Below are 25,867 nucleotides of genomic sequence, written 5' to 3' on the forward strand. Positions count from 1 at the left end.
AATAATCAGTGGGGGCTGAACAAAAAACACTGATTAAAGTTTCACTTTATCAATCATCATTATGTTTTGCTTTTTTATATAAATTAAACAAAAAATGTCGAAGAAAAGTAGGTGGAAAATTAAGAATCCCCGGTTTACGTAGCATTTATAAAAAAACAAGATGAAAAAAATGTCTATTATTGCGAATGTATTTACAAAGATAGAATAATTTGTAATAATTCTCAAAGTGAGGGTAAAGATTTGTAAATTACAGGGAGAAAATGTTAAAATTTCTGATTCTTCAAATTTGCATATGATTAAGTAGTTAAAAAAGTCAATGGAGAAGTGAAGTTAAGAGCATGGAAGTATAATAAGGGGGATATGGATGTTTACTGTAAAAAGGAAGTACACATTAGAAAAGCTTTCACGTGATATTCATATGAAACGTGAAGAAATGATTCAACTAGGATTAACAAGTGGGCTAAATAGTAGGGAGACAATTCAAGTTAGTCAAGAATTGGACAAGCTTATTTTACAATATCAATGTTATAAAGAAAAACAAACACCGAAATGGTTTTCAATTATAAAAATACCTATTTTCCAAATCGGGTATGAAGGAAAATCAAATAATTTTTGGCGAATGCTTGTGGCTGGTTTTATGAAATAAGTATAATTACCCTTATAGGATAAGGATAATTATACTATGTGTAACGGAATTTCGATATGAACTGTTGTTCCTTCGTTTTCTGTACTGTCAATAAAAATATGCCCATTATACATCTCTACAATTCGTTTACATATGACAAGTCCAAGACCTGTTCCAGTATCTTTATTAGTAAAGAACGGATGAAAGAGGTGTTTTTGAATATGTTGCGGAATCCCTTTTCCAGTATCTATAATCTGCAATTGTGCGTGTGTTTCATTGTTTTTTACTACAATGGTTAGTGTATCACTAGAAGTCATGGCCTCAATTGCATTTTTTGTAATGTTTAAAACCACTTGTTTCATATGGTCTTTCGAACAACGGATATGAACAGGATGGTCTGGCAGATGTAAATGGAATACAATGTTATGTAAATTCGCCTCAGATTGAATAATTAATGCTACCTCATTTAGAATTTTTCTTACATCATACGTTTGTTCGATGATGGCGGTTGGCTTTCCGAGAATAAGAAATTCACTTACAATTTCATTGATTCGCTCTATTTCTTGTTCAATTACGGAAAAGTAGAACTGATCTTGCTCATCTTTATATTTCTCTTTTAATAGAGCGACGAGTCCTTTAATTCCAGTAAGAGGATTACGGATTTCGTGTGCTGTACTCGCTGCAAAAGTTCCAACTAATTCAATTTTTTGTAGTTCATTTTGTTGCCTTTCAATTTTTGTTTGACGTTTTAACAACATATATTGAGCAAGTAAAAATAAAATAGACATTAAAAATAAAGTAGCTATACACTCTATTGCAACCCACTGGTATAAGGTTTTTTGATGAATAGGTAATGGAGAAACAGAGACCTTCCAATTTAATCTTTGGAGTGGGGTAGTAAGCATATTAGAATGCGTATCACTTGTGTCGTTATTATCATCGGTTAGAAAAACTACATCATGTTTATCAGTTACCTCAAAATGGTATTGTGGTTTAATGGCATTTAAAGAAGATGAAATGTAATCAAAGCGTAAACTAGCTAATAATAATCCTGAGAGCTCCTTCTGTTTATTAAATATGGGGGCAGCAATCATAATAGCTTTATGTCCAAGAACGCGATCAGTAATGACTGATGATACAGTGGTTTTTTTAGTTTGGAGCGCGTCTTGAATATATTTACGGTCTGAAACATCTATAGGCTTTGATTCATCTTCAGATGCGATTGTAATGACTCCTTCTGGTGTAGCGTAATATAGACCAGAAAAGCGTGCATCGTTTCCATCTGTATCATGTACAATTTGTTTAATACCATTTATATTACCAGTCTCGGTGCCTACAACTTTTGCAAGCATGTCTAAAGCAGAAATTGCTTCACCAAGATGATGATCCAAATAATCTCTATATAAAAAGAGAACTGTATGAGCAGATAATTTGTTTTCCTGTTTCATTTTATATGTATGATACGAATAAAATGTAGCACCAATCCCTATTGTCGGTAGGATAACAAGCAATATATATACAATTATGCTTTGGAATTTGACTTTCAAATTTGGTACTCCTTCTTTTTTTATTATCATTATATATAAACTATGTTAAAATTGTCATGTTTTTATTCAAGAATGATCCTTAATATATTAGGGGAGAGGAAATGGATGAGTGAATGCTCATTCGGAATTCACAGGAAGTATGAACTGGCATTTTCTTTTTATTGCTGAGAATTTAAGTGAAGGGTTGAAAGTTGTATGACATCAAATAATGAACGAGAAGATATTTCTCAATCTTTAAAAGTATTTATTGCATTATCTCGTGTACATCGTTCTGTTATGGATACTACAAATAAATCTATACAAAGTAACGGGTTAAATCCAACTGAATTTGCTGTATTAGAACTGCTATATCATAAAGGCGGTCAACCACTTCAGCAAATTGGTGAGCGTATTTTAATAGCTAGTGGCAGCATTACATATGTTGTAGATAAGCTGGAGAAAAAGGGATTAGTAAAGAGAATTCCATGTCCGAATGACAGACGTGTTATTTACGCGCAATTAACTGAGTCTGGCGAGAACTTTATTGCTTCTATTTTTCCGGGGCATGAGAAAGTTATACATCAGTCTTTTGAAATGTTAACGAAAGATGAAAAAGATGAATTACTTGATTTATTAAAAAAAATTGGGAAGTATGAAAAATAATATGTTCCAAAGGAGCTTTGGATAAATAAATCCAAGGCTTTTTTATTTGTAATGAGCTCAGGGCAATCACTGCCGAAATTTGTTGAAAATTAAGAGGGAATTCAAGAATACGTATTGAATTATAATAAAGGTATGTAATGGAGAGGAGGCTCGTTCATGTCATTTAAAGACTATGAATATAAACGCCCAAATATTGAAGAGTTAAAAGAGAAATTTACTGTTGCTTTAGAGAAGTTTGATAACGCAAAAACTGTAGAAGAACAAAAACAAGTCATTCATTCAATTAATGAGATTCGCAACGATTTTGGTACAATGGGAAACCTTTGTTACATTCGCCATTCTGTTGATACGACGGATACTTTTTATAAGGAGGAGCAGGATTTCTTTGATGAATTCTCTCCAGTTGTACAAGGATATGGTACAAAATATTATAAGGCACTCATTAATTCTCCATTTCGTGAAGAATTAGAGGCGTATTATGGAAAACAATTATTTGCTCTAGCAGAATGTGATTTAAAAACATATTCAGATGAAGTCGTGAAAGATTTACAATTAGAAAATAAATTATCATCGCAATATACACAGTTATTAGCATCTGCAAAAATTGACTTTGCTGGAGAAGAAAGAACGTTATCGCAACTGATTCCGTTTATGCAAGGAAAAGAAAGAAGCGAACGTAAAGCAGCAAGTGAAGCATACTACGGATTTTTAGCTGGAAATGAGGAAGAACTAGATCGTATTTATGATGAGCTTGTTAAAGTGAGAACGAAAATCGCAAAATCTTTAGGTTTCAAAAACTTTGTTGAACTTGGATATGCAAGAATGTACCGTACAGATTATAATGCGGAGATGGTGGCTAATTACCGTCAGCAAGTGCTAGATTATATCGTTCCCGTTACAACGGAATTAAGAAAGCGACAACAAGCACGTATCGGTGTAGAGAAGTTAGCTTATTACGACGAAAACTTTGAGTTTGCTACAGGTAACCCAACTCCAAAAGGAGATGCGGATTGGATTGTTGATCATGGAAAGACAATGTATAAAGAGTTATCGGCTGAAACAGATGAATTTTTCAATTTCATGCTAGATAATGATTTATTAGATTTAGTTGCGAAAAAAGGAAAAGCTGGTGGCGGATATTGTACATATATTGAGAATTATAAAGCGCCATTTATTTTCTCAAACTTCAATGGAACATCTGGTGACATTGATGTATTAACACATGAAGCAGGTCATGCTTTCCAAGTATATGAAAGTCGTAAATTTGAAATTCCAGAATATAATTGGCCAACATATGAGGCGTGTGAAATCCACTCTATGAGTATGGAATTCTTTACATGGCCATGGATGAAGCTATTCTTTGAAGAAGATGCAGATAAATATTACTTCTCTCACTTAAGTTCAGCACTTCTGTTTTTACCTTATGGTGTATCTGTTGATGAATATCAACATTATGTATATGAAAATCCTGAAGCATCACCTGAAGAGCGTAAGACAGCATGGCGTAACATAGAGAAGAAATATTTACCACATCGTGATTATGAGGAGAATGATTATTTAGAGCGCGGTGGTTTTTGGCAACGTCAAGGGCATATTTATAGCTCACCGTTCTATTATATTGATTACACGCTTGCTCAAATTTGTGCGCTACAATTTTGGAAACGTGCAAGAGATAATAGACAAGAGGCGTGGGAAGATTATGTGAATCTGTGCCAACAAGGTGGAAGTAAATCGTTCTTAGAATTAGTAGAGGTTGCAAATTTAACATCACCATTTGCTGAAGGCTGTGTGAAAAGTGTTATTACAGAAATTGAAGCATGGTTACATGCGATTGACGACACAAAATTGTAAAAAACATGCGCTTTTTTTCACATGTTTAACATCGACATAATGGGAAAATGATGAGATAATAAAAGAAAATTCAGAATACTAAAGGGGTGTTTCTAATAAGGAGCACCTCTTTTCACCAACAAAAGGGGGGAACAAGTATGCTTCAATCTAATATGGATGTAAGTTTAGAAAGTTTAGTAAACTCATTACAGGCTACTCGAAGCACGCTATTATCAGAAATTGAAATGTTAAATGACACAGAAGTGAATGTAAAGCCACGCCGTGATAAATGGAGTATTATTCAAATTTTACACCACTTGCATTTAGTTGAACAATCTGTCACGTCTGCCCTTGTATATGCTTTACAAAAAAATGAAAGAAACATGACTCCATTTAAAGACCTCCAACTTACGCTTGATCGCACACATAAACGAGAAGCTCCTCAGCAAATGCAACCAACAGAAACTTTAATGAAAAAACAGCAAGGAATTCAATTGCTAGAACATTCACGCCAAGAACTATTACACGCGCTTCATAGTGTTATAGATGAAAAAGATCTATTTGAAAATGGATTAAAGCATCCTGTTTTTAATGATCTGAATTTGTATCAATGGGTTCAATTTCTTGATTTGCATGAACAAAGACATCTTACGCAGTTAAAAGAGGCGAAACATGCAATTTTGCAACGCTAAAGTGGAAGAAGTGGGAAACCACTTCTTTTTTGATACGTGCATAGTTTTCTTTCTTATTTTGGAATACTACATGGAGAAATAAGAAAGAAAAGAAGGAGTTGAAAAAACATGTCTAAGAAGAAGCGAGAAGAAGAGCGCGCCTGGAAAGCACGTAAAGAAAATCAACAACCGCACGGAAAAGTGAAAGCTTTTGCTGAATTAGTTGAAGGAACAGAAAAAACGTGATGAGTATTTCATCACGTTTTTTGTATGAGTGGAAAAGTTAATAAAAAGGTTGTACCGATTCCTTTTTCACTTATAATATCAATTTTTCCATTCATAGCTTGAACAACACTGAATACGACCATCATTCCAAGTCCAGTACCTTTTTCTTTCGTTGAATAAAAGGGCGAACCAAGACGTTTTACTTGTTCTGAATCCATACCGACTCCTGTATCTTTTATATATAACTGAATATGCTTATGATCAGGAACTAATGTGAAATAAAGATCACCGCCTTTTGGCATAGCCTCAATGCAATTTTTTAAAATATTTAATAAACATTGATTTAGTTTTTGCTTTTCTCCAGCGATAAAAAAAGAAGTGCTTTGCTTTATATAATGAGTACGTACATTTGTTAAATTAGCAAGCGGTGTAATTAGCGACAATGCATGTAGTAATTCTTCTTCTAGCTGTAATGTTTGTTCTTTTTCAATGCTTGGTTTAGCAAAGGTTAAATAATCTGTAAGAACATGATTTGCTTGTTCGATGCCATTAATGGCAATGTCGATATATAATTTTCGTTCCTGCTCAGTGCATGTATCTGATTGTAACAGTTGTAAAAAACCTTTCGTTGAAGTTAATGGATTGCGAATTTCATGAGAGATAGACGCTGCCATTTCACCAATTAAATGAAACTTTTCAGCATTTATAAGTTCATTTTGGAGACGAACTTGAGTTTGTAATATGTGTAGTAAATATAAAATTAGAATCGTACCAAGCATTGAACATAATTCATACACAATAATATGCGGTATATAATCAGTCTTATTTGTAACCTTTGAAAGGAAGAAGGGTATCCAACTAAATCCGTATGTGAGACTGTAGATAATAGCAAGTGTTATTTTTATACGATTAGAAGTTCGATTGAAAAATTTATATGTTAATAATAGAACAATAAATAGAAGAACAGAACCGATAAGAGATGGGAAAACACCTACCCCACCTAATAATAAGCGATATATGTTTAATACAACTAAGATAGAACCACCAGCAATAGGCCCTCCCGTTAATGTACCGACAATTAATACAATATGGCGCATATCAAATTGAAAACCATTATTTGTTTTTGCTGCAAATGTAATACAGAGTACGGTAGCGAGGCAACAGAGTACAATGAATATAGCTGAATTTAATTTAGGAGAGCGTTTCCCTTTTTGATTCCAAAATAAATGATATACGAGCATCGTAATCAGGATGAATAATATATTTAAAAAGAGATAAATAATAAAGGATTTCAGTGGGATGCCTCCTCTCTTCTTATATTAAATTAATCATACTATAAAATGAAAGAAATGAAATAATAAATAGCGGAAAAATCAGAAATTTTTACGCTAGTATACAATATGTTACAATAAGCTATGTCAATGAAAGAAGAAATTCCGTGCACCGCGCGGGAGAGGTTCGCGAACTCCCTCTATAAAAAACTATGGAAACAACAATATACTTAGGTATTGTTTTGTTTTTTTATTGTGACAGTTCAAGAACGTTCTTTCTTCTTATTTATAGTAGAGAAGGAGAATGAGTGAAATGAAAAAAGAAAAAGCAGTTGTTGTTTTTAGTGGAGGACAAGATAGTGCGACATGTTTATTTTGGGCAATAGAGCAGTTTGCAGAGGTAGAAGCTGTAACGTTTAATTACAATCAACGTCATAAGCTAGAAATTGATTGTGCAGCGGAAATTGCAAAAGAACTAGGAATAAAGCATACGGTACTAGATATGAGTCTATTAAATCAACTTGCTCCAAATGCGTTAACGAGAACGGATATGGAGATTACACATGAAGAAGGTGAATTGCCATCGACATTTGTAGATGGACGAAATTTACTCTTCTTATCATTTGCTGCTGTATTAGCAAAACAAGTTGGAGCACGTCATATTGTAACGGGTGTATGTGAAACTGATTTCAGTGGTTATCCAGACTGCCGTGACGTGTTTGTGAAATCGTTAAATGTTACTTTAAATTTATCTATGGATTACCCGTTTGTCATTCACACGCCACTTATGTGGATTGATAAGGCTGAAACATGGAAATTATCAGATGAACTTGGAGCATTTGAGTTTGTTCGAGAAAAAACATTAACATGTTATAACGGAATCATTGGTGATGGTTGCGGTGAATGTCCAGCATGTCAACTTCGTAAAGCAGGATTAGATACGTACCTACAAGAACGCGAAGGAGCGAACAACTAATGGATAACTTTTTTGGATTTCGCATCGTAGAGAATTTGCAAAAAATGGACAAGGATATTCAGCGTAAACAACTCAAATACCATAATAAAAGAGTAATGGTCAGCAAGGAATTTACATTTGATGCAGCACACCATTTACACTGTTATGAAGGGAAATGTAAAAACTTACATGGTCACACATATAAAGTTGTATTTGGAATTAGTGGATATGTAAATGAAATAGGTCTTGCAATTGACTTTGGAGATATAAAAGAAATTTGGAAGAATGAAATAGAAATTTATCTAGATCATCGTTATTTAAACGAAACGTTACCTGCAATGAATACGACTGCTGAAAATATGGTCGTTTGGATTTATGAAAAGATGGCAGAAGCACTAACAAAAGAGAATCGAGTGAACGAATATAAAGGAGCTCGCGTTGAATTTGTTCGTTTATTTGAGACGCCGACTAGTTATGCGGAAGTAAGACGGGAGTGGATGCTTGGTGAGTAAAATCCCTGTCTTAGAAATATTCGGTCCGACTATTCAAGGTGAAGGAATGGTTGTAGGGCAAAAGACAATGTTTATCCGTACAGCTGGTTGTGATTATAGCTGTGCTTGGTGTGATTCTGCTTTTACGTGGGATGGATCAGCTAAAGATCAAATTAGACAGATGACACCAGAAGATATTTGGGATGAGCTTGTTGCAATTGGAGGAGAAAATTTTTCTCATGTTACGATTTCAGGTGGAAATCCGGCATTATTGAAAAATATTGAGTTTCTTCTTTCTATATTAAAAGAAAATGGAATGCGAACGGCAATTGAAACGCAAGGGAGTAAATGGCAAGATTGGTTACTTCAAATTGATGAGATAACAATTTCTCCAAAACCACCAAGTTCAACGATGAAAACAGATTTTCAGAGGTTAGATGCTATTATTCAGAAACTAGCAGGAAAAGATATTAGTTTAAAAGTAGTAGTATTCGATGATCATGATTTTGAATATGCAGTTAAGATGCACGAACGTTATCCAAAGGTACCATTTTTCTTACAAGTAGGAAACGATGATACAAAAACAGTGGATGATGCGATGCTTATAAAAAAATTATTAGATAAGTATGAATGGCTGATTGATAAAGCTGTAAATTGTAAAGAGATGAATGATGCAAAAGTATTGCCTCAGCTTCATGCGTTAGTATGGGGAAATAAGCGCGGCGTATAACGAGAAGGGATGTTTAAAATGACAGGAAGATTAGATGAAGATTTAAAAGATGTAACATTACTAGGGAATCAAAATACAAAATATTTATTTGAATATAGCCCAGAAATATTAGAGGTATTTGATAATAATCATCCAAACCGTGATTATTTTGTAAAATTCAATTGTCCTGAATTTACAAGTTTATGCCCGAAAACAGGACAACCAGATTTTGCAACAATTTATATTAGCTATATTCCAGAGCAAAAAATGGTAGAGAGTAAATCTTTAAAGTTGTATTTATTTAGTTTCCGCAATCATGGTGATTTCCATGAAGATTGCATGAACGTTATTATGAACGATTTAATTAAATTAATGAATCCACGTTATATTGAGGTATGGGGGAAATTCACACCACGTGGTGGCATTTCAATTGATCCATACTGCAACTACGGGCGCCCAGGGACGAAGTATGAACAAATGGCTGATTACCGCATGATGAACCACGATCTATATCCGGAAACAATTGATAATCGTTAATAGAAAGAAAGGGCCTGTATACTATACAGGCCCTTTCTTTCTATTATATTATGCATTTTGATTAATGACAGTATAGTTTTTATGACTTACAACTGTAAGAGGTTCCATATCTAGTTCTCTAAAATTCTTCATAATTGTTATATCAACAATAACAGAGTTTTGATTTACTTTTTGAACACGGCCTTGCATTCCACCTTTAAATTCGATGATATCTCCAGTTTCTGCGATCTGCATAAGCAACTCTCCTTGTTACAGTTTTCCCAAAAAAAGAATAAATTTGGGTTTTTTTATTTCCTCCTATTTTGAACCATATTTCCTACTTTGTAAATGTTTCCAAAGTAAAAATTCGAAAAATATTCACTTTTTGTAAGAAAATATGTAGAAAATCCATGTTTTTTGAAAAAAATAGCAAAAATGCGAGAATTTTTATATCGAGGTATAATGAAAAAGTAGAATACCCTGCTGAAGTGGGAGAAATTAGAGGCGGTAAAATGATGTTTGAATTTGTGGGGAGTGTTATAGCTTTAATTTTATTTTTATTTTCTTATATGCATTTAAAAAAGATTCGTCAATATGATACGAGTACATATTTTGATGGGATGGATGGTATCCATGCTTCGATAACACATGATAGTGGTGGGGAGATGTAAAGGTATATAACTTTATTTTCTTGCGTGGTATGATGTTTAGAACTAGTGCATAATAGAGTTCATAAGTGATGAATGGAGAGTGAAAAGAATGAAGATTTCTTTTATTCGTCATGGTCGCTTAGATTGTACTATAGAACCAATGACGGTTACATCCTTTCATGAATGGATAAAAGGATATGACTTACATACTATAACAGAAAAACAACCTATACCATTGGAAACAAGAGAAGCGGTTGAAGTAGCGAAATTGATTGTAACGAGTGATCAAAAGTGTGCTGTACAGTCAGCAGCTGAATTAATGGATTCTTTATCTTTTATACAAAATTCTCTTTTTAGGGAAGCGGCAGTTCCGGCGAGCTTTTATGCGCCAAAATGGTTGAAGTGTAAACTTAACGTATGGATGTGTATTGGACGAGCATTATGGATACTTGGTTACCATAAAAATGTTGAATCTTATAAGGAAGTAAGAGAGAGGGCAAGGCAAGCAGCTTACGTATTACATCGTTATGCTCTCGTACATGGAAGTATTGCTCTTGTAGGTCATAATTATTTTAATTCGATGATTGGAACGGAGCTGAGGGCAATGGGATGGTCTAGTTCGCCTATTTTGCATAGAAAGCCATGGGGATGTACAACATATACGTTTCACGAGGCGATGGATGGAAATATATTAAATACGAATTTAACATAAAAGCACACGATTTATATAAATCATGTGCTTTCTTTTTAAGATACAGAAATTTTGACGTTTAATGGTTTTACGAGATGAGCATAAGGTTCGCCTACTAGCATAACAATTTCATCTTTTTTATAACCTAACTTTTCGTATAGTGAATAGGCGCGTGTGTTTTCTAAATTAACAAGTAAAGCGATTTTTTCATGCCCTTTTTCAGTTGCATAGATTTCGGCAGCTTCAATTAATTTAGAACCGATACCTTTTCCGCCGTGTGCACTTGAAACTGATAGTGTATCAATGTAATACTCATCAAGCTCAGCTTCTTTTTCTAACGTAATTGATTCATCTTTATGTAATTCTCTTAAGTGATGTACAATTGGTGCGTCAAGCTGTGTTGCTTCACTACCGTGATAAGCGACAATAACTCCAACTGCACTCTCGTCTTGTTCATAGACAAAACAGTTTTCGTAGCTCAGACGGTTATTTTCTTTTGAGAACCATGTCTCAAGTCCTAGTAATACTTCTGCTTCATCTGTGCTACCTGTGATTTTTTCAGCAATTTCATGCAGAGCATTATACAATAAAGGAGCTATTGCCATTGCATCTGTCTTTTTTGCTTTCCGAATCATAGTATCCCTCCTAGTTCTATTTGTATATTGTAGCATAGTGGTATGGAACTTTGCATAATTGAATGCCGAAATGTTTGATATAGAGAAGTAGCTATGTTAGTATATGATATTTAGTGGACATATAGTAAAACGATATTGTTTGCGAAATAACGAAAATAAAATCATGGCATAACAACGAGATAAAGTGAAACGTTAATCAGTAAGATTTTTTGTTCATTCCACGACTGATTAGTAGTCAACACCAATCGCACTACCTGCAAATAGCGGGATAAATTTACAGTTGTTGACCTATAGAATATACGATAAAATAAAATATTGCAGAGAGGTGAAATACATGGATAAAGAATTAGCAAATACAATTTTAGATCAGCTAAAAAATGGTGAAATAAAGGAGTATGTTGTTACGAAAGATGTATTTTATACGTTCAGAGAAGTTGTTGTAAATAGAGAAGACTTTAAGCATTTCATTGGTAACGCACAGCGAGGCGGGCAAGTGATTTATACATATTCAGAAACGCCACGTTCATAAAGAGGAATTTTGATCAGCAGGGCATCTCTCACTGATTAGTAGCCTTTCACCAATCGGACGTTTAATGCGGGATAAATAAAAGATAAAGGAGAGGGGAATTATGGGCGATTTTAAACAAGGCATTTTACCACATTGGGATTATATGTGGAAAGATAGAGCCGGCAATCGATTTATGGGAATGGTTATGTATCCAGAGAAACGAAAATGTTCAGCAAAAATGCTTCAGAAAATAAAAAGAGCATATGAAGAAGCAGTAGAAATTAAAGTAACTGTACAAGTTCGACATACATATCAGTACGTAGAAGGAATGATTGTATACTTTGATGAAGAGGCTCCGGTATGTACAATGATTGATAAAGATGAAAATCCGCATCATATATTTGTAAAAGATATTTTGCGCATTGAGCACTCTGAATAAACTTTTCATAAATAAATTGAAGTTCCATAATAATAATCTTTTTCTATAATAGTTATCTTTTAGTATGTAACGAGAAACGAAAGTATATGTATAATATATTTAATAAGGTAAATTTGATAAATGTAATCGTTTTTTAGAGCAGATTATAGTTTCATATCTGTTCTTTTTTGCGTGATGCTGGAGAAATATATTTCTTCAGCATCTACCGTTTTATGACAAAATATATTGTTAACTTTTTTAAAAATAAGGTTAAATTCGTTGACAACTTTTTTGAAAAGCACTTTATTGACATGAGTTTTAGAATGTTGTTTCATAGTCATTGTATTGAAAAAAAACGGCTATCATGTCGAAAAGTAAAAGTTAAAAAAAGAAAGAATTTATACATATATCTTGTGTCTTATTTTGAAACGTAATACAATATATAGAGAAATCAAGAACAACATATAGAGAATATAGATTTGAGAGGGAGGGTCGGAAATGTTAGTTGCATATGATTCTATGACAGGAAACGTGAAGCGTTTCATTCACAAATTAAATATGCCGGCCGTTCAAATTGATGAAGATCTAGTAATAGATGAAGACTTTATTCTTATTACGTATACAACAGGTTTTGGCAATGTACCAGAACGTGTTTTAGACTTTTTAGAGCGCAATAATGAAAAATTAAAAGGCGTATCTGCAAGCGGCAATCGTAACTGGGGAGACATGTTCGGTGCAAGTGCTGACAAGATTTCTACTAAATATGAAGTGCCTATTGTATCAAAATTTGAGTTATCTGGAACAAATAACGATGTAGAATATTTTAAGGAAAGGGTGCGGGAGATTGCGACACATTGAACTGAATAATGAAATCACGCAAATGCAGGACGGTTTTTATCAGCTTCATAAAGATAAAGAGGCATTAGAAGTCTTTATGGAAGAAGCTAGAGAGAATACCGTTCCTTTTAATAGCGTGGCAGAGCGAATGGAGTATATGAAAGAACATGATTACTATTACAACGTTCTGGACGAGTATAGCTTGGAGGAAGTAGAGGAAGTATATAACATCGCTTATGGTGAAAACTTCGAGTTCCAATCTTATATGGCAGCATCTAAGTTCTACAAAGATTATGCGTTAAAAACGAATGATCAAAAACAATACTTAGAAAGCTATGAAGATCGTGTAGCAATTGTTTCATTATACTTAGGACGCGGTGATGTTTCGAAGGCAAGACAATTCGCAAGCATGATTGTAAAACAAAACTACCAACCAGCGACACCAACCTTTTTAAATGCGGGAAGAAGCAGAAGAGGAGAAATGGTGTCTTGTTTCTTGTTAGAGATGGACGATAGCTTAAATTCGATCGGCTTTAACATTAATACTGCGATGCAATTATCGAAAATCGGCGGGGGAGTAGCTTTAAACTTATCTAAGCTACGCGCACGCGGTGAGCAAATTAAAGGTATCGACAACGCTGCAAGTGGCGTAGTACCTGTTATGAAATTGCTTGAAGATTCGTTTTCATATGCGAATCAGCTTGGCCAACGAAAAGGTGCCGGTGCAGTATATTTAAACATTTTCCATTGGGATATTATTGAATTCCTTGATACAAAAAAAATAAATGCCGATGAGAAGAGCCGTATTCAGTCTCTATCAATCGGAATTATCGTTCCAAGTAAGTTCTTTGAGCTTGCTGAGAAAAACGAACCTTTCCATGTTTTCGCGCCTTATACGGTTTATAAAGAATATGGCAAGCATTTAGATGATATTGACATTGATGAAATGTACGATGAATTAATGAGCAATCCGAAAGTGAAGAAGAAGCCACTAGATATTAGTGCACGTGATATGCTTATTAAAATCGCTATGATTCAGCTTGAGTCTGGTTACCCATACTTAATGTTTAAATCAAATGCAAATAATCAACATCCATTGAAGGATATTGGAACTGTGAAGATGTCGAACTTATGTACAGAAATCTTCCAGCTTCAAGAAACTTCAGAAATAAATGATTACGGTACAGATGACATTATCCGTCGTGATATTAACTGTAACTTAGGATCGTTAAATATCGTAAACGTAATGGAAAATAAAGAAATTCGTGAAGCAGTTCATGCGGGAATGGAAGCTTTAACAGCTGTTTCTGATATGACGATTATTCCGAATGCACCAACTGTGAAAAAAGCAAATGACGAGCTTCATTCAGTTGGACTTGGAGCAATGAACTTACACGGATATTTAGCAAAAAATAAAATCGCTTATGAAAGTGCAGAAGCGAAAGAATTCGCTCGTACATTCTTTATGATGTTAAATTACTACTCTATTGAGAAAAGTATGGAAATCGCTACAGAAAAAGGCGAGACATTTAAGGACTTCGATAAATCTGATTATGCGAATGGCACATACTTCGAAAAGTATGAAACGACAGATTACAGCCCAGTAACTGAAAAAGTTCAGCAACTATTTGAAGGAATTCATATTCCAACAAAAGAAGATTGGACAAGTTTAAAAGAGCAAGTGCAGAAGAATGGTTTATACAACTCATATCGTCTTGCCATTGCTCCAACACAATCAATCAGTTACGTTCAAAATGCAACTTCAAGCGTAATGCCGATCGTAAGTCAAATCGAATCAAGAACATATGCGAATGCGACAACATATTATCCAATGCCGTATTTATCAAAAGATACGTTCTGGTACTATAAATCTTCTTACGATATGAATCAGTTTAAATTAATTGATTTAATCGCAGAAATTCAAGAACATATTGACCAAGGAATTAGTACAATTCTTTACGTTAATAGTGATATTTCAACACGTGAATTAGCACGTTACTACATCTATGCACATAAAAAAGGCTTAAAGAGTCTGTATTATACGAGAACACGTAAATTAAGCGTGGAAGAGTGTGTGGCTTGTACCGTTTAATATAAAAAGTGAGACATGATGAGCAGGGTTTTCTGAACCCTGCTCATGCTTAGTTATCATATTTAGAGAAGGGGCGATTTAATGCGTGCGGTAAACTGGAACAAAAAAGAAGATGATTTTAGTTTAATGTTTTGGAAGCAAAACATCGCTCAGTTTTGGACAGAAGAAGAAATTGCGGTTTCGTCTGACAAAAATACTTGGGTGCAATTATCGAAAGAAGAGCAAATTGCTTATAAGCGTGTATTAGGTGGTTTAACACTTTTAGATACGAAACAAGGTGGCGAAGGAATGCCACTTGTACTGGTTCATCTTGAAAATTTACAAGCGAAAAGTGTATTAGCTTTCATGGGAGCTATGGAAGAAGTACATGCGAAAAGTTATAGTCACATTTTCACAACATTAGCTACAGAAGAAGAGATTGATGATATTTTTGACTGGGTAGACAATCATCCGTTACTTGAGAAAAAAGCTGGTATTATTACTAGTTACTATCGTCGTTTATTAAAGCCTGAAGTAACAAAAAAAGAGTTATACATGGCAATGGTAGCAAGTGTGTTCTTAGAAAGTTACTTATTCTATAGCGGATTCTTCTATCCACTTTACTTAGCTGGTCAAGGAAAACTAACAGCAAGTGGTGAGATTATCAACTTGATAATTCGTGATGAGTCAATTCACGGCGTATTCGTCGGTATTTTAGCACAACAAATCTTCGCAGAACTTTCTACAGAAGAGCAACAAGAAGTGCAAAAAGAAACACAAGAGTTATTAATGGAACTATATGAAATTGAAATGGCCTATACAGAAGAAATTTACACTTCTATCGGTCTTGTAGAAGATGTAAATCGTTTCGTTCGTTACAATGCTAATAAAGGGCTTATGAACTTAGGACTTGAGCCGAAGTTTGAAGAAGAAGAAATTAACCCAATCGTTTTAAATGGTTTACGTACAGATACGAAAAACCATGATTTCTTCTCTGTAAAAGGAAATGGTTACGTAAAAGCAACGAACGTTGAAAAGTTAGCTGACGATGACTTCGTGTTTAACTTTTAATATAGGATTATAAAGAAAAACTGTCTTATTCATTGATAAGACAGTTTTTCTTTATAATTTTGTTTACATAACACTATTATTTTTGTATAGCGATTTATATTTGGGAAGTTCTATTCGTTTAACGGATAGAACTTTTTTGTAATTAAATGGGTATTTACAAACTTTTTGTATCGGTGTATTATTTAACTAGTACACCGATACAAAAGGAGGGAAGAAATGAAAATAGAGTTTTCTCCAAATACACCAATTTACATTCAGGTAATGGAATACATAAAAAAAGAGATCGTAACAGGACATTTATTACCTGGTGATAAAATTCCCTCTGTCCGTGAATTAGCGAGTGAATTACAAGTGAATCCAAATACGATTCAGCGTACATTTCAAGAGCTAGAACGGGATGGAGTTGTTGTCACACGTAGAGGAATGGGACGGTATGTAACGAATGAAGGGGAGAAAATTATGGAGCTGCGAAAAGAGATGGCGAAAGAATTACTTCATTCTTTTATAGATGGAATGGACAATTTAGGTTTTTCAGAAGAAGAAATTCTTACAATTCTTCGTTCTTCATTACATGATAAGAGGGAGGAGAGCCAATGACAGAGCTATTGAAAATAGAAAACTTATGGAAGAGATACGGATTAAAAGCAGTGATCCGTGAATTAAACATAGAGATTACGGAAGGGAAAATCGTTGGGCTTGTTGGAGATAACGGGAGCGGGAAAACGACGTTATTGAAAATGATTGCAGGCTTGCAACACCCTTCTGAAGGTAGTATTACAATAGACGGTAAAAAGGTAGGGTTACAGACGAAAGAAATTGTTTCATTTATGTCCGATAAGCCAATCTTTGATGATTGGATGACTGTAAAAAACGCTTTATTTTTCTATCGAGATTTTTATAAAGACTTCGATATTCAAAAAGCGGTAGATACGATTGCAGAATTTAAAATACCGTTAGAAGAAAAAATTACAGCATTGTCAAAAGGTATGGTTGAGAAGCTGCAGATTATTTTAACGTTTTCTCGAAAAGCGAAGCTATATGTACTGGATGAGCCATTGGGCGGGATTGATCCTCTTTCTAGAGAACATGTATTGGATTTAATTCTACAGTTCTATAGGGAAGATTGTACGATATTAATTTCCACTCACTTAATAAATGAAATTGAAAATATTTTTGATGAAGTGATCTTTTTAAAAGATGGAGAAATGGTTCTATATGAAAATGTAGAAGAAATTCGTTTTCAGAGAGGAAAAGCAGTTCATGAATTGTTTAAGGAGGTGTTTAGTAAGTGAATTCAGTACTTTCCTATTTATGGAATGTAAATAAGAAAAGATATATTGTTACTTTTTTATTCTTTGTGCTAATTGAAGCTGTGTTATTTTCACAAATGATTGTAAGAAAAAGTGATGCGGCTATCAGTAGACAAGAGGGTATATTTGGAATCATTATGATTATATTTTTCTTTTATATTGTTTATATGTTTATACAAACAATGAAATCATATTCACGCTTACTAACTAATCCAATGTTACGACTTACAGCAATATCTGGGAAACAATATGTAATTTCTATGCTTATTTTCTCATTTATCGCAATGGCTATATGGTATGGGATATGTGGAATTCTTTTCTACGTAAGTTATGTATTAGCTTTTCCTACGACTTCTGTATATGTAGAAGCAAAAGAGATTATGCAAGTAGGCATAATTAATAATTTAATATATACGATAAGCGATTTATTTGAGTTTTTGTTTAGTGTTTTACAAATCATATTAGTAATTACTCTAGTAAAGTTACTTACGAAAAAGAAAAAGGCGCAAAATATACTAATCGTTATTATTTTCCTAGTAATAAATATAGCGATTACTTTAGCGACAACCTTGCTAGGAAAATTAGCTCCAGCTTTCCAAGTATTGCGAAGAGTAGAATATCATGGTGAAAGCAAGAGTCTGTTTATTAATATGTTTCAAGAAAATGGATTTAACATTTTTAATATAAGTTTCATGGTAATGGTTAGTGCTCTAATAATATATGTAATTGCTTATATTATAGATAAAAAACTAGAAGTCTAAAGGAGGAATCACCATTGGGAAACGTAGTAGTAAAGTTAGAGAATGTTCGAAAAAAGATTGGTGGAACGGAAATTATTCGTGGTTTATCATTTGAGGTTCGTGAAGGAGAAGTATACGGATTCCTTGGACCGAACGGTAGCGGTAAGACGACGACGATCCGTATGATGACAGGTCTTATTTCAATGACAGAGGGCGATATTACAATTTGTGGACATAGTATTCGCTCGGAGCGTGAAAAGGCACTAGAGCAAATTGGAGCGATTGTAGAAAATCCTGAACTATATGATTATATGACAGGAATGCAAAACTTAAAGCATTTTGCGAACATGGCCATTACACCAATTAGTAAAGAGCGCATTGCTGAGATTGTAAAGCTTGTTGAATTAGAGCATGCGATTCATAAAAAGGTGAAAACATATTCACTTGGTATGAAACAACGTTTAGGAATTGCACAGGCATTACTTCATCAGCCGAAAATCTTAATTTTAGATGAACCGACAAATGGATTAGATCCAGCTGGTATTCGCCAAATTCGTGATTATTTACAACGTTTAGCGAAAGAAGAGAATATTGCTGTAATCGTATCAAGTCACTTATTGAGTGAAATTGAATTAATGTGTGATCGCGTCGTTATTATTAAACAAGGTGAGTTTGTACAAGAGTACAACTTACATGAAAAAGTGAAACATGATGAGGCAGTCGTTGTAGCGTTTGAAGTAGATAAAGTTCAGAAAGCAAATGAAATCATTAAAGGTAAAGCAAAAGGGAATGTAATTGTAGCATCTGTAACAAAAGACAACATTCCGCAACTTGTAAAAAAACTTGTTCATGCTGATGTGCTTGTATACGGAGTTACTGTTCAAAATAAAACGTTAGAGGATGAGTTCTTAGCGATTACTGGGGGAGTGAAAGCGTAATGTTTAAATTAATTCAAAATGAATTTTTAAAGTTGCATGCGAAAAAAGGTATGTATATTTTAATTGGTGTCATTGCGGCACTCGAAATTTTAGGTACTTTAGCAATGTTGAAGTGGGGAAAAGGTGATGAGTTTAAGGGATCATATTTAGATTATGCAAACTCAGAGATTGGCTTAATTGTTTTATTTACAACGATTTTTGGGATTACACTTGCTGCCCGTACTCTTACTGATGAGTTCCAAAAAGGTACAATTAAACAATTGTTAATCCGTCCAAGAAAAAGACTTGCAGTTTTATTTTCTAAATATATTACAGTGTTATTAGCAATGTTATTTATCGTATTAGCTGGTATGCTAATTGCAATGATTATTGGCGGTATTGTAATGGATGGTAGTAAAACAGAATTAACATTAGGAATCGTTATGAAGTCCACTTTATATCAACTACTTTCACCGTTCTTTTTTGCAACACTTGCATTTTTCCTAGCAAATGTCTTTAGAAAATCTGTATTACCATTAATTATTACGATGTTCCTATTCTTCTTACAAGGTGCAATTAATATGGTATTAATAATGTTTGCAAAAGGTGTAGCGAAGTTTGTAGTATTCAACCATTTGGATTTAAGAGCTTACGATAGTAATAAATTAATCAATGGTGGAATGGAACCAACATTTACAGAATTTACGTTTACAACTTCATTATTACTTGTAGCTGCATACTTTGTTGTGTTACTTGTAGCATCAAGTGCATTATTCCAAAAACGTGACGTATTATAATAAAAGAAATCCCCGCTTGTAAAAACGGGGATTTTTATTACATAAATTTCACTTGGATTGCAACTTGAAGAACAGCGATATGGTATTTTAAGAGCTATGTTGTTTGAAAGTAATTGAGAAAAATAGGAAGAGTTTCAACTATATTCATATTATAATGTAGTTATCCGACCATTTACTTTTACTATCTTTGGAGGTGTTCTATATGCACTATGCATTTTCACGTATAAGGCTACGTAGCTTTTTTGGATGGATGATTATAGGGGTGTTCCTTATAATGATACCATTAGGTCTAGCAAATGTTTCTGAGAATACGATGGAGGTTATTTCACAAATAACTGTATTTTTTGTATTTCCATTACTTTGGCTATACGTAAAAACAAATAAAAATAATATTGTATTTAACAGTTTTTTTGATAAGCCAGGACGTTTATCTTGGGGATTAATTGTATTAGCAACGATAATGGGGATGATTTTTTCAGTTGGCATATCTCATATTCAATTTTACATATTAGCACATACGTTACCGAATTTCTTAGTTACTATGCTAGAAGACGGAAATGTTATTAATACGAGTAACGTATATATGACGATATTTACTTTCATTTCAGCATGTGTGTTAGCACCTATTATGGAAGAGGTTATTTTTAGGGGATTTTTCTTACAGCGAATGGCTCATAAATGGGGAATTAAAAAAGCTGTAATTATATCTTCAATTATTTTTGGCCTAGGACATTTTGATGTTATTGGTGCGTTCATGTTTGGTGTCGTTATGTGTCTTTTATACATAAAGACAAAAAATATATGGACGAATATAGCTGTGCACGCTCTAAATAATTTGATTGCAACAAGTATGCAATTTTTCGGTGGAGAAGAAAGTGGTACAATCTCAATTACTGAATTACAAGCGCAAAGTAATTTATGGATTGGTATCGGTCTTACAGTTGTTGGATTACTATGGTTAATTCCATATGTTTGGAAACAATGGCGTACAGTAAAAGAAGTTGGCGTGCCACCAGTACGTTTTATAAATGAGCAAAAAGTAGTGAATTCATCACAAGAAAATGAAGTGTATAGTCAAGTGATCGTAACCGATAGATTGATGGCCATAGAGTTACCAGATGAGGCTGTAAATAAGCTTCGGTTAGAAGAAAATGATTATGTAACAGTAGCTGTAGAAGAAGATAAAATCGTTATAAAGAAAGCACATAATAGATAATTAAAAAGTAGCTCTTAGGAGCTACTTTTTAATTTGTAATAATTTCTACACGAAAATTATTACCGTTCTTGACATATTTAATATCTGTAACAGTGCGGACTGTCTTTAAAATCTCCACTTTTTCACCAATTCGCGGGATGGTCGGAACATTGTCCCAAATACCAAGCAAGTCATCTAATTGTGCCGTTTTTTCATAAAACCAGATTTTCAATGTAAAGCCCCTTTCTCGAATATTATGTATTTTAATACATAATATATTATTTTTATTCTTATTGTAAGGGGTTTTTTTATAATTTATGAATAAAAATAAATTAATCTTCTGGGAAGATATGTTCAATATCAGGAGTAAGAGATACTTCTGATAATACGATATGAGAAACTGTCGTTGCATATGAAGAAACATCATTGATAAATTCTTCAAGTTCAACGAGTGAAGGAACAGAAATTTTTACAATGTAGCATAAGCTTCCTGTTACTCGGTAACAAAAACTTGCAGATGGATAAGACTGAATAAACTGTTGCATACGTGTTGTATCACCATTTTTTAAAGTGATTTCTAAAATACAATCTAAAACTAGTCCTGCTTTTTTATAGTCGATATCGATTGTATATTTTTGAATAACGCCTTCACTTTCAAGTTTACGAACACGTTCTGCAGTAGACGGAGCAGATAAGTTTACTCGTTTCGCCAATTCACGCATAGAAAGGCGACTATCATTATATAATTCATTTAAAATTTTTCGATCAACACGGTCTAGTTGCATTTGTAAATATACCTCCAGTAAAATAATGATTTTTGTAAAGGAAAAATATAAATTAAGATTCATATGAAATGTAAAGTGAACGTTATTTATTTTACAATAAAACAGAAGGAAATAGGAGGGGAAATGATGGAGAGAATTTCATTATCAAATGTAGGAGATACAAAGTTTCAAAAGTTATTAGGGCATAATTCGGATATATTACACTCGTGGAGTACGTTAGAAGATACACTGTACAATAAAGGAACTCTTTCAGCAGAGTTGAAGGAGCAAGTGAGAAGAACATTAGCGTATGGGAATGAATGTCCGTACTGTATGGCAAAGGGAAGACCTGATGATGTGCAAAAGGCAGAGGAGATTGGTGTAGCCGTTACTTTTGCGCATACATTTGTTCATGACCGAAAAGCAATAGATGATACTATGTTTCACGCTTTAAAACAATATTGGACAGAAAAAGAAATTGTAGAGCTTTGCGCCTATGTTTGCTTTATTACTGCGTCACAACAACTTGGTTTTCTATTTCAATTACAGCCAAATTAAGGGGGAAATGATGACAAATCAAATAGCACTTATCATAATCGATGTACAAAAGGCATTTCAATTACCAGATTGGGGCGAGAGAAATAATATTTTTGCTGAAGAAAACATGAGAATTTTGTTAGAAGAATGGAGAAAAAGGAAACGACCAGTTTTTCATATTCAACATGTAAATAAAGAAAATGCTCAGTCAATGTTTTATGAGAGAGCGGAAACGGTAAACTTTAAAGAAGAAGTGCAACCACTACTTGGTGAAGTGGTTATTCAGAAATTCGTTAACAGCGCGTTCATTGGGACAAATTTAGAAGAGCAATTAAGAAAGAACAAATGTAATGCAGTAGTGGTTGTAGGATTAACGACAAATCATTGCGTGGAAACTACGACACGAATGGCAGGGAATTTAGGATTTACAACATATTTAGTGAGTGATGCAACGGCTACTTTTAACCGTATAGGTTTAGATGGTAAAGAGTATAGTGCAGAAGATATTCACAATATGACACTTGTAAATTTACATGAAGAGTTTGCTACGATTGTGACGACAAAAGAAGTATTAAAATTATTTTAAGAAAATAATTGCGAATTATGTAGAAAAAAATAAGAATATTTCGTATAATCTAAGTACAATCATTTTGAAAATAGGGGTGGCATCATATGGAGCAAATTTCAGTAAAGAAATTAGAAGAGGTACTTGTTGTAGCAGGGGATGATAAACAGAAGCAAAAGGAATTTTATGAATTGCTCTTATCTACTGAGTTTTATGTTGCTGGTTCACTAGAAGCAGAGGACGGGGCAACAGAAGGAATACTTCGTTTGCGTCATTTCCAAGGAGAAGGTAGATGGATCGTTCCGTTCTTTACACAAATGGAATTTGTAAAAGATGTGTTGCCAGAAGGAACGCCCCTTATTACGATACGTGGGAAAGAGTTATTTGGTAGCATTGAGAAAGATGCTACAGCTGTATTAAATGTTGGCACTGATATAAGTAAAACATTTATTCCAGAAGAAATTGCAGATATCGCATCTGGACGAATTTTTAATTATTATAAGTAAAAGGAAAAGCGTAATCGCTTTTCCTTTTTAATTTGAATATGGAGTGGCTATACCAGAAGAAATAGAGACTGTTTTATTATTCGTGTTTATTGTTGCTGTAGCTCCAAGTGGAATACCGATGTTTGGACTTATATGTCCAATTGGTAAATCGAATAGGACAGGTATATGATATGGCGCGAAATATTCATATAATATTGTTTGCAATGATTGAGAGGGCTTTGAAGGAGTGCAGTCGTGACAACTTGTGAAAATAACGCCCCTGCATTCATTAAACTTTCCAGATAAAAGTAGCTGATTTAACATACGGTCAATGCGGTACGGTTCTTCACCAATGTCTTCAAGTAATAAAAGTGTATTGTTCGTAATTATCTCGTAGGGCGAGCCAATTATACTTGTTAAAACAGCTAAATTTCCTCCAACTAACGTACCTGTAACTGTACTGTGAGAGCTAGGTACGATACATTCTGATGCAGATAAAATGGTTGAATACGGATGGAATAGCTGATTAAAAGAGGATAAAGATAGGGAATCAATGCCTTTTCCTAGTTCTTCAATCATCGGACCATGAAATGTTATAAGCTTTGCATAACGTGAAACAGCAGTATGTAAAGCTGTAATATCGCTATATCCCCAAAAGATTTTTGGATTCTGCCTAATAACTTCATATTGAATGTGAGGAAGAAGACGAGCACTTCCATAACCACCTCGTGCACAAAAAATTGCCTTCACTTCATTATTTATAAATGCTTCATGTATATCGTCAAGCCGAACTTGATCACTTCCGGCTAAAAATCCATATTTCTCGTAAACACTCTTCCCGATTATTACGGATAACCCCATCTCTTGTAATACATTCACACCTTTTAATACATTTTCGATTGTAGGTGGACCAGATGGTGCAATAATCATTACTGTATCACCTTGTTTTAATGCATTTGGATAAATCATTAAGCTCAGCCTCCTTCTCTTTCAATATATTCGCTTCATATGAAGTGCAACCCTTGCAAAAGCAGGGGAAAGCTTATCAAATAAAGAAGATATAAAGGAAATAGGAGGGAAAATGATGTTTACAAGTCGAGTAACAGACATATTAAAAATTGAGTACCCCGTTGTTCAAGCCGGTATGGCAGGCGCGATTACGACGCCAGAACTTGTTGCAGCAGTAAGTAATAGTGGAGGATTAGGGACGCTTGGAGCCGGCTATATGAGCCCAGAACAAATTCGTGAAGCGATTTATAGAATAAGAGAACTAACAGATAAGCCTTTCGGTGTTAATTTACTTGTAACGAAAGAGATAGAAATAGAAGAAGAGAAGGTAAATGAGGCGAAAGTATTACTAAGCGGAGTGAATAGAGAATTAGGTATAGAAGTAGAAGGAACGTTAAAGCTTCCAAAAAGCTATAAGGAACAATTACAAGTGCTATTAGATGAAAAAGTACCGGTCGTTAGCTTTGCATTTCAAACGTTAGAAAAAGAAGAAATAAATGATTTAAAAAGAAGTGGAATAAAAGTTATCGGAACAGCTACCCATGTGAAGGAAGCGAAAGTACTTGCTGAGCTAGGAGTAGATATTATTATTGGGCAAGGTAGCGAAGCAGGAGGGCATAGAGGAACGTTTATTGGGAAAGAACGAGATGCTATGATTGGTACGTTTGCGTTAATACCTCAGTTAGTAGGGGTTATTCCGCATATCCCAATTGTCGCAGCAGGTGGTGTAATGAACGGACAAGGGCTTGTTGCGGCATTGGCACTAGGAGCAGAAGGTGTTCAAATGGGATCAGCCTTTTTAACAAGTGAAGAGAGTATTACGCACGATGTGTATAAAGAAGCGGTTTTACATAGTACAGATACGAGCACAACTGTAACTCGTGCGTTTTCCGGGAAATATGCACGCGGTATTCGGAATGAATTTATAGAGAGACATGAAGGAAAAGAAGAAGGGCTTCCGGTATATCCAGTGCAAAACGTATTAACTTCTAAAATACGCCAAGAGGCAGCGAAGCAAAATAAGGAAGAATATATGTCACTTTGGGCAGGACAGGCAGCATCATTGGCACGAATCGAATCAGCTCAGCATGTAGTGGAGCGAGTTATGAAAGAAGCGGCGAATGCAATCGAGCAATTACAAAATATATACAAAAAGACCACTTGAGTAATTCAAGCGGTCTTTTCG

Annotated in this window: 33 protein-coding genes and 1 riboswitch; of the genes, 26 read left to right on the top strand and 7 right to left on the bottom strand. The window is 34.2% G+C overall.

Features of this window, described 5'->3' with window-relative positions; translation table 11 throughout:
- Positions 1–364: 364 nt before the first annotated feature.
- Complete coding sequence (locus MR112_RS00665; RefSeq protein WP_000495536.1) at positions 365–646, top strand: aspartyl-phosphate phosphatase Spo0E family protein; 282 nt, start codon at positions 365–367, stop codon at positions 644–646.
- Positions 647–675: 29 nt separating this feature from the next.
- Here the strand turns inward: MR112_RS00665 and MR112_RS00670 are convergent, their stop codons facing one another.
- Complete coding sequence (locus MR112_RS00670; RefSeq protein WP_000865068.1) at positions 676–2,172, bottom strand: DUF3149 domain-containing protein; 1,497 nt, start codon at positions 2,170–2,172, stop codon at positions 676–678.
- A 195-nt stretch (positions 2,173–2,367) separates the two neighbouring features.
- On the opposite strand from MR112_RS00670, the gene MR112_RS00675 reads away from it, so the two are divergent.
- The 4 genes from MR112_RS00675 (at position 2,368) to MR112_RS00690 (ending at position 5,561) form a co-directional block, all read left to right on the top strand.
- Positions 2,368–2,814 carry a MarR family winged helix-turn-helix transcriptional regulator gene (locus MR112_RS00675; protein WP_000203336.1) on the top strand — a complete coding sequence of 149 codons (447 nt, stop codon included), beginning with the start codon at positions 2,368–2,370 and terminating at the stop codon, positions 2,812–2,814.
- A gap of 156 nt (positions 2,815–2,970) precedes the next feature.
- A complete protein-coding gene (locus MR112_RS00680; protein ID WP_000008577.1) occupies positions 2,971–4,665 on the top strand; it encodes a M3 family oligoendopeptidase in 1,695 nt (564 codons plus the stop codon).
- Positions 4,666–4,802: 137 nt separating this feature from the next.
- Positions 4,803–5,336, top strand: a complete 534-nt coding sequence (locus tag MR112_RS00685) for a DinB family protein (protein WP_000941961.1) — start codon at positions 4,803–4,805, stop codon at positions 5,334–5,336.
- Between the two features lie 108 nt (positions 5,337–5,444).
- Positions 5,445–5,561 (top strand): DUF6254 family protein, encoded by a 117-nt coding sequence (locus tag MR112_RS00690; protein WP_000038355.1) that lies wholly within the window; start codon positions 5,445–5,447, stop codon positions 5,559–5,561.
- 11 nt (positions 5,562–5,572) lie between these two features.
- Here MR112_RS00690 and kinB read toward each other — a convergent pair whose 3' ends face one another.
- Positions 5,573–6,781 (bottom strand): sporulation sensor histidine kinase KinB, encoded by a 1,209-nt coding sequence (gene kinB / locus MR112_RS00695; protein WP_048655979.1) that lies wholly within the window; start codon positions 6,779–6,781, stop codon positions 5,573–5,575.
- Positions 6,782–6,987: 206 nt separating this feature from the next.
- Positions 6,988–7,031: riboswitch (PreQ1 riboswitch) on the top strand.
- A gap of 93 nt (positions 7,032–7,124) precedes the next feature.
- Here kinB and queC point away from each other — a divergent pair.
- Genes queC through queF form a run of 4 tightly spaced genes read left to right on the top strand, consistent with a single transcriptional unit; the run spans position 7,125 to position 9,503 of the window.
- On the top strand, positions 7,125–7,787 hold the full coding sequence (gene queC, locus MR112_RS00700) for a 7-cyano-7-deazaguanine synthase QueC (protein WP_242244718.1): 663 nt from the start codon (positions 7,125–7,127) through the stop codon (positions 7,785–7,787).
- On the top strand, positions 7,787–8,278 hold the full coding sequence (gene queD, locus MR112_RS00705) for a 6-carboxytetrahydropterin synthase QueD (RefSeq protein WP_242244719.1): 492 nt from the start codon (positions 7,787–7,789) through the stop codon (positions 8,276–8,278). The genes queC and queD overlap by 1 nt, the downstream gene beginning before the upstream one ends.
- Positions 8,271–8,987 carry a 7-carboxy-7-deazaguanine synthase QueE gene (gene queE / locus MR112_RS00710; RefSeq protein ID WP_000036294.1) on the top strand — a complete coding sequence of 239 codons (717 nt, stop codon included), beginning with the start codon at positions 8,271–8,273 and terminating at the stop codon, positions 8,985–8,987. The genes queD and queE overlap by 8 nt, the downstream gene beginning before the upstream one ends.
- Before the next feature lie 18 nt (positions 8,988–9,005).
- The gene (gene queF / locus MR112_RS00715; protein ID WP_242244720.1) at positions 9,006–9,503 is read left to right on the top strand and encodes a preQ(1) synthase; all 498 of its coding nucleotides are present in this window, start codon (positions 9,006–9,008) and stop codon (positions 9,501–9,503) included.
- A 48-nt stretch (positions 9,504–9,551) separates the two neighbouring features.
- Here the strand turns inward: queF and MR112_RS00720 are convergent, their stop codons facing one another.
- On the bottom strand, positions 9,552–9,737 hold the full coding sequence (locus MR112_RS00720) for a YkvS family protein (protein ID WP_001165082.1): 186 nt from the start codon (positions 9,735–9,737) through the stop codon (positions 9,552–9,554).
- 155 nt (positions 9,738–9,892) lie between these two features.
- On the opposite strand from MR112_RS00720, the gene MR112_RS00725 reads away from it, so the two are divergent.
- Entirely contained in the window at positions 9,893–10,153 is a 261-nt protein-coding gene (locus MR112_RS00725; protein WP_000464657.1) for a hypothetical protein, read from the top strand.
- A gap of 88 nt (positions 10,154–10,241) precedes the next feature.
- Entirely contained in the window at positions 10,242–10,844 is a 603-nt protein-coding gene (locus MR112_RS00730; protein ID WP_242244721.1) for a histidine phosphatase family protein, read from the top strand.
- A 35-nt stretch (positions 10,845–10,879) separates the two neighbouring features.
- Here MR112_RS00730 and MR112_RS00735 read toward each other — a convergent pair whose 3' ends face one another.
- On the bottom strand, positions 10,880–11,458 hold the full coding sequence (locus tag MR112_RS00735) for a GNAT family N-acetyltransferase (protein WP_000619542.1): 579 nt from the start codon (positions 11,456–11,458) through the stop codon (positions 10,880–10,882).
- A 334-nt stretch (positions 11,459–11,792) separates the two neighbouring features.
- Between MR112_RS00735 and MR112_RS00740 the strand changes: the two genes are divergently transcribed.
- The 11 genes from MR112_RS00740 to MR112_RS00790 all read left to right on the top strand — a co-directional run bounded on the left by MR112_RS00740 (position 11,793) and on the right by MR112_RS00790 (position 21,343).
- Positions 11,793–11,987 (top strand): hypothetical protein, encoded by a 195-nt coding sequence (locus tag MR112_RS00740; RefSeq protein WP_000356684.1) that lies wholly within the window; start codon positions 11,793–11,795, stop codon positions 11,985–11,987.
- A gap of 100 nt (positions 11,988–12,087) precedes the next feature.
- Positions 12,088–12,405, top strand: a complete 318-nt coding sequence (locus MR112_RS00745; RefSeq protein WP_000502205.1) for a hypothetical protein — start codon at positions 12,088–12,090, stop codon at positions 12,403–12,405.
- Positions 12,406–12,882: 477 nt separating this feature from the next.
- The gene (gene nrdI, locus MR112_RS00750) at positions 12,883–13,242 is read left to right on the top strand and encodes a class Ib ribonucleoside-diphosphate reductase assembly flavoprotein NrdI (RefSeq protein ID WP_000959447.1); all 360 of its coding nucleotides are present in this window, start codon (positions 12,883–12,885) and stop codon (positions 13,240–13,242) included.
- The gene (nrdE, locus tag MR112_RS00755; RefSeq protein WP_001215839.1) at positions 13,229–15,313 is read left to right on the top strand and encodes a class 1b ribonucleoside-diphosphate reductase subunit alpha; all 2,085 of its coding nucleotides are present in this window, start codon (positions 13,229–13,231) and stop codon (positions 15,311–15,313) included. The genes nrdI and nrdE overlap by 14 nt, the downstream gene beginning before the upstream one ends.
- An 81-nt stretch (positions 15,314–15,394) precedes the next feature.
- Positions 15,395–16,363: a class 1b ribonucleoside-diphosphate reductase subunit beta gene (gene nrdF, locus MR112_RS00760; RefSeq protein WP_226369064.1), complete on the top strand. Its 969-nt coding sequence runs from the start codon at positions 15,395–15,397 to the stop codon at positions 16,361–16,363.
- A gap of 216 nt (positions 16,364–16,579) precedes the next feature.
- Positions 16,580–16,960 (top strand): GntR family transcriptional regulator, encoded by a 381-nt coding sequence (locus MR112_RS00765; protein ID WP_000687512.1) that lies wholly within the window; start codon positions 16,580–16,582, stop codon positions 16,958–16,960.
- Positions 16,957–17,655: an ABC transporter ATP-binding protein gene (locus MR112_RS00770; protein ID WP_000137745.1), complete on the top strand. Its 699-nt coding sequence runs from the start codon at positions 16,957–16,959 to the stop codon at positions 17,653–17,655. The genes MR112_RS00765 and MR112_RS00770 overlap by 4 nt, the downstream gene beginning before the upstream one ends.
- Positions 17,652–18,434: a hypothetical protein gene (locus tag MR112_RS00775; RefSeq protein ID WP_048538168.1), complete on the top strand. Its 783-nt coding sequence runs from the start codon at positions 17,652–17,654 to the stop codon at positions 18,432–18,434. The genes MR112_RS00770 and MR112_RS00775 overlap by 4 nt, the downstream gene beginning before the upstream one ends.
- A gap of 14 nt (positions 18,435–18,448) precedes the next feature.
- Positions 18,449–19,351: an ABC transporter ATP-binding protein gene (locus tag MR112_RS00780; protein ID WP_000528791.1), complete on the top strand. Its 903-nt coding sequence runs from the start codon at positions 18,449–18,451 to the stop codon at positions 19,349–19,351.
- On the top strand, positions 19,351–20,127 hold the full coding sequence (locus MR112_RS00785; protein ID WP_000475427.1) for an ABC transporter permease: 777 nt from the start codon (positions 19,351–19,353) through the stop codon (positions 20,125–20,127). The genes MR112_RS00780 and MR112_RS00785 overlap by 1 nt, the downstream gene beginning before the upstream one ends.
- Positions 20,128–20,329: 202 nt before the next feature.
- Positions 20,330–21,343 carry a CPBP family intramembrane glutamic endopeptidase gene (locus MR112_RS00790; RefSeq protein ID WP_000558807.1) on the top strand — a complete coding sequence of 338 codons (1,014 nt, stop codon included), beginning with the start codon at positions 20,330–20,332 and terminating at the stop codon, positions 21,341–21,343.
- Positions 21,344–21,371: 28 nt separating this feature from the next.
- On the opposite strand, the gene MR112_RS00795 is transcribed toward MR112_RS00790, so the two are convergent.
- Both MR112_RS00795 and MR112_RS00800 read right to left on the bottom strand, forming a co-directional pair.
- Positions 21,372–21,554: a DUF3913 family protein gene (locus tag MR112_RS00795; protein ID WP_000707107.1), complete on the bottom strand. Its 183-nt coding sequence runs from the start codon at positions 21,552–21,554 to the stop codon at positions 21,372–21,374.
- A gap of 100 nt (positions 21,555–21,654) precedes the next feature.
- Positions 21,655–22,107, bottom strand: a complete 453-nt coding sequence (locus tag MR112_RS00800) for an Lrp/AsnC family transcriptional regulator (protein WP_001175498.1) — start codon at positions 22,105–22,107, stop codon at positions 21,655–21,657.
- 126 nt (positions 22,108–22,233) lie between these two features.
- On the opposite strand from MR112_RS00800, the gene MR112_RS00805 reads away from it, so the two are divergent.
- The 3 genes from MR112_RS00805 (at position 22,234) to MR112_RS00815 (ending at position 23,694) form a co-directional block, all read left to right on the top strand.
- Positions 22,234–22,644 carry a carboxymuconolactone decarboxylase family protein gene (locus MR112_RS00805; RefSeq protein WP_000439756.1) on the top strand — a complete coding sequence of 137 codons (411 nt, stop codon included), beginning with the start codon at positions 22,234–22,236 and terminating at the stop codon, positions 22,642–22,644.
- Positions 22,645–22,654: 10 nt separating this feature from the next.
- Positions 22,655–23,209 carry a cysteine hydrolase family protein gene (locus tag MR112_RS00810; RefSeq protein WP_000184436.1) on the top strand — a complete coding sequence of 185 codons (555 nt, stop codon included), beginning with the start codon at positions 22,655–22,657 and terminating at the stop codon, positions 23,207–23,209.
- A gap of 86 nt (positions 23,210–23,295) precedes the next feature.
- The gene (locus tag MR112_RS00815) at positions 23,296–23,694 is read left to right on the top strand and encodes an SseB family protein (RefSeq protein ID WP_000435265.1); all 399 of its coding nucleotides are present in this window, start codon (positions 23,296–23,298) and stop codon (positions 23,692–23,694) included.
- Between the two features lie 27 nt (positions 23,695–23,721).
- Here the strand turns inward: MR112_RS00815 and MR112_RS00820 are convergent, their stop codons facing one another.
- Complete coding sequence (locus tag MR112_RS00820) at positions 23,722–24,642, bottom strand: S66 peptidase family protein (RefSeq protein WP_242244722.1); 921 nt, start codon at positions 24,640–24,642, stop codon at positions 23,722–23,724.
- Positions 24,643–24,757: 115 nt separating this feature from the next.
- Here MR112_RS00820 and MR112_RS00825 point away from each other — a divergent pair, with 115 nt between their 5' ends.
- A complete protein-coding gene (locus tag MR112_RS00825) occupies positions 24,758–25,846 on the top strand; it encodes an NAD(P)H-dependent flavin oxidoreductase (protein WP_000495279.1) in 1,089 nt (362 codons plus the stop codon).
- Positions 25,847–25,867 lie beyond the last annotated feature (21 nt).

The organism is Bacillus cereus group sp. BfR-BA-01330 (genome assembly GCF_022663885.1).
Lineage (GTDB): Bacteria > Bacillota > Bacilli > Bacillales > Bacillaceae_G > Bacillus_A > Bacillus_A cereus.

Bases quoted from the DNA above. Each gene is read 5' to 3' on its own strand.
- MR112_RS00665 (WP_000495536.1), top strand. From the start codon at position 365: ATGTTTACTGTAAAAAGGAAGTACACATTAGAAAAGCTTTCACGTGAT.
- MR112_RS00675 (WP_000203336.1), top strand. From the start codon at position 2,368: ATGACATCAAATAATGAACGAGAAGATATTTCTCAATCTTTAAAAGTA.
- MR112_RS00680 (WP_000008577.1), top strand. From the start codon at position 2,971: ATGTCATTTAAAGACTATGAATATAAACGCCCAAATATTGAAGAGTTA.
- MR112_RS00685 (WP_000941961.1), top strand. From the start codon at position 4,803: ATGCTTCAATCTAATATGGATGTAAGTTTAGAAAGTTTAGTAAACTCA.
- MR112_RS00690 (WP_000038355.1), top strand. From the start codon at position 5,445: ATGTCTAAGAAGAAGCGAGAAGAAGAGCGCGCCTGGAAAGCACGTAAA.
- kinB (WP_048655979.1), bottom strand. From the start codon at position 6,781: ATGCTCGTATATCATTTATTTTGGAATCAAAAAGGGAAACGCTCTCCT.
- queC (WP_242244718.1), top strand. From the start codon at position 7,125: ATGAAAAAAGAAAAAGCAGTTGTTGTTTTTAGTGGAGGACAAGATAGT.
- queD (WP_242244719.1), top strand. From the start codon at position 7,787: ATGGATAACTTTTTTGGATTTCGCATCGTAGAGAATTTGCAAAAAATG.
- queF (WP_242244720.1), top strand. From the start codon at position 9,006: ATGACAGGAAGATTAGATGAAGATTTAAAAGATGTAACATTACTAGGG.
- MR112_RS00720 (WP_001165082.1), bottom strand. From the start codon at position 9,737: ATGCAGATCGCAGAAACTGGAGATATCATCGAATTTAAAGGTGGAATG.
- MR112_RS00725 (WP_000464657.1), top strand. From the start codon at position 9,893: ATGTTTTTTGAAAAAAATAGCAAAAATGCGAGAATTTTTATATCGAGG.
- MR112_RS00730 (WP_242244721.1), top strand. From the start codon at position 10,242: ATGAAGATTTCTTTTATTCGTCATGGTCGCTTAGATTGTACTATAGAA.
- MR112_RS00735 (WP_000619542.1), bottom strand. From the start codon at position 11,458: ATGATTCGGAAAGCAAAAAAGACAGATGCAATGGCAATAGCTCCTTTA.
- MR112_RS00740 (WP_000356684.1), top strand. From the start codon at position 11,793: ATGGATAAAGAATTAGCAAATACAATTTTAGATCAGCTAAAAAATGGT.
- MR112_RS00745 (WP_000502205.1), top strand. From the start codon at position 12,088: ATGGGCGATTTTAAACAAGGCATTTTACCACATTGGGATTATATGTGG.
- nrdI (WP_000959447.1), top strand. From the start codon at position 12,883: ATGTTAGTTGCATATGATTCTATGACAGGAAACGTGAAGCGTTTCATT.
- nrdF (WP_226369064.1), top strand. From the start codon at position 15,395: ATGCGTGCGGTAAACTGGAACAAAAAAGAAGATGATTTTAGTTTAATG.
- MR112_RS00765 (WP_000687512.1), top strand. From the start codon at position 16,580: ATGAAAATAGAGTTTTCTCCAAATACACCAATTTACATTCAGGTAATG.
- MR112_RS00770 (WP_000137745.1), top strand. From the start codon at position 16,957: ATGACAGAGCTATTGAAAATAGAAAACTTATGGAAGAGATACGGATTA.
- MR112_RS00785 (WP_000475427.1), top strand. From the start codon at position 19,351: ATGTTTAAATTAATTCAAAATGAATTTTTAAAGTTGCATGCGAAAAAA.
- MR112_RS00790 (WP_000558807.1), top strand. From the start codon at position 20,330: ATGCACTATGCATTTTCACGTATAAGGCTACGTAGCTTTTTTGGATGG.
- MR112_RS00800 (WP_001175498.1), bottom strand. From the start codon at position 22,107: ATGCAACTAGACCGTGTTGATCGAAAAATTTTAAATGAATTATATAAT.
- MR112_RS00805 (WP_000439756.1), top strand. From the start codon at position 22,234: ATGGAGAGAATTTCATTATCAAATGTAGGAGATACAAAGTTTCAAAAG.
- MR112_RS00810 (WP_000184436.1), top strand. From the start codon at position 22,655: ATGACAAATCAAATAGCACTTATCATAATCGATGTACAAAAGGCATTT.
- MR112_RS00815 (WP_000435265.1), top strand. From the start codon at position 23,296: ATGGAGCAAATTTCAGTAAAGAAATTAGAAGAGGTACTTGTTGTAGCA.
- MR112_RS00820 (WP_242244722.1), bottom strand. From the start codon at position 24,642: ATGATTTATCCAAATGCATTAAAACAAGGTGATACAGTAATGATTATT.
- MR112_RS00825 (WP_000495279.1), top strand. From the start codon at position 24,758: ATGTTTACAAGTCGAGTAACAGACATATTAAAAATTGAGTACCCCGTT.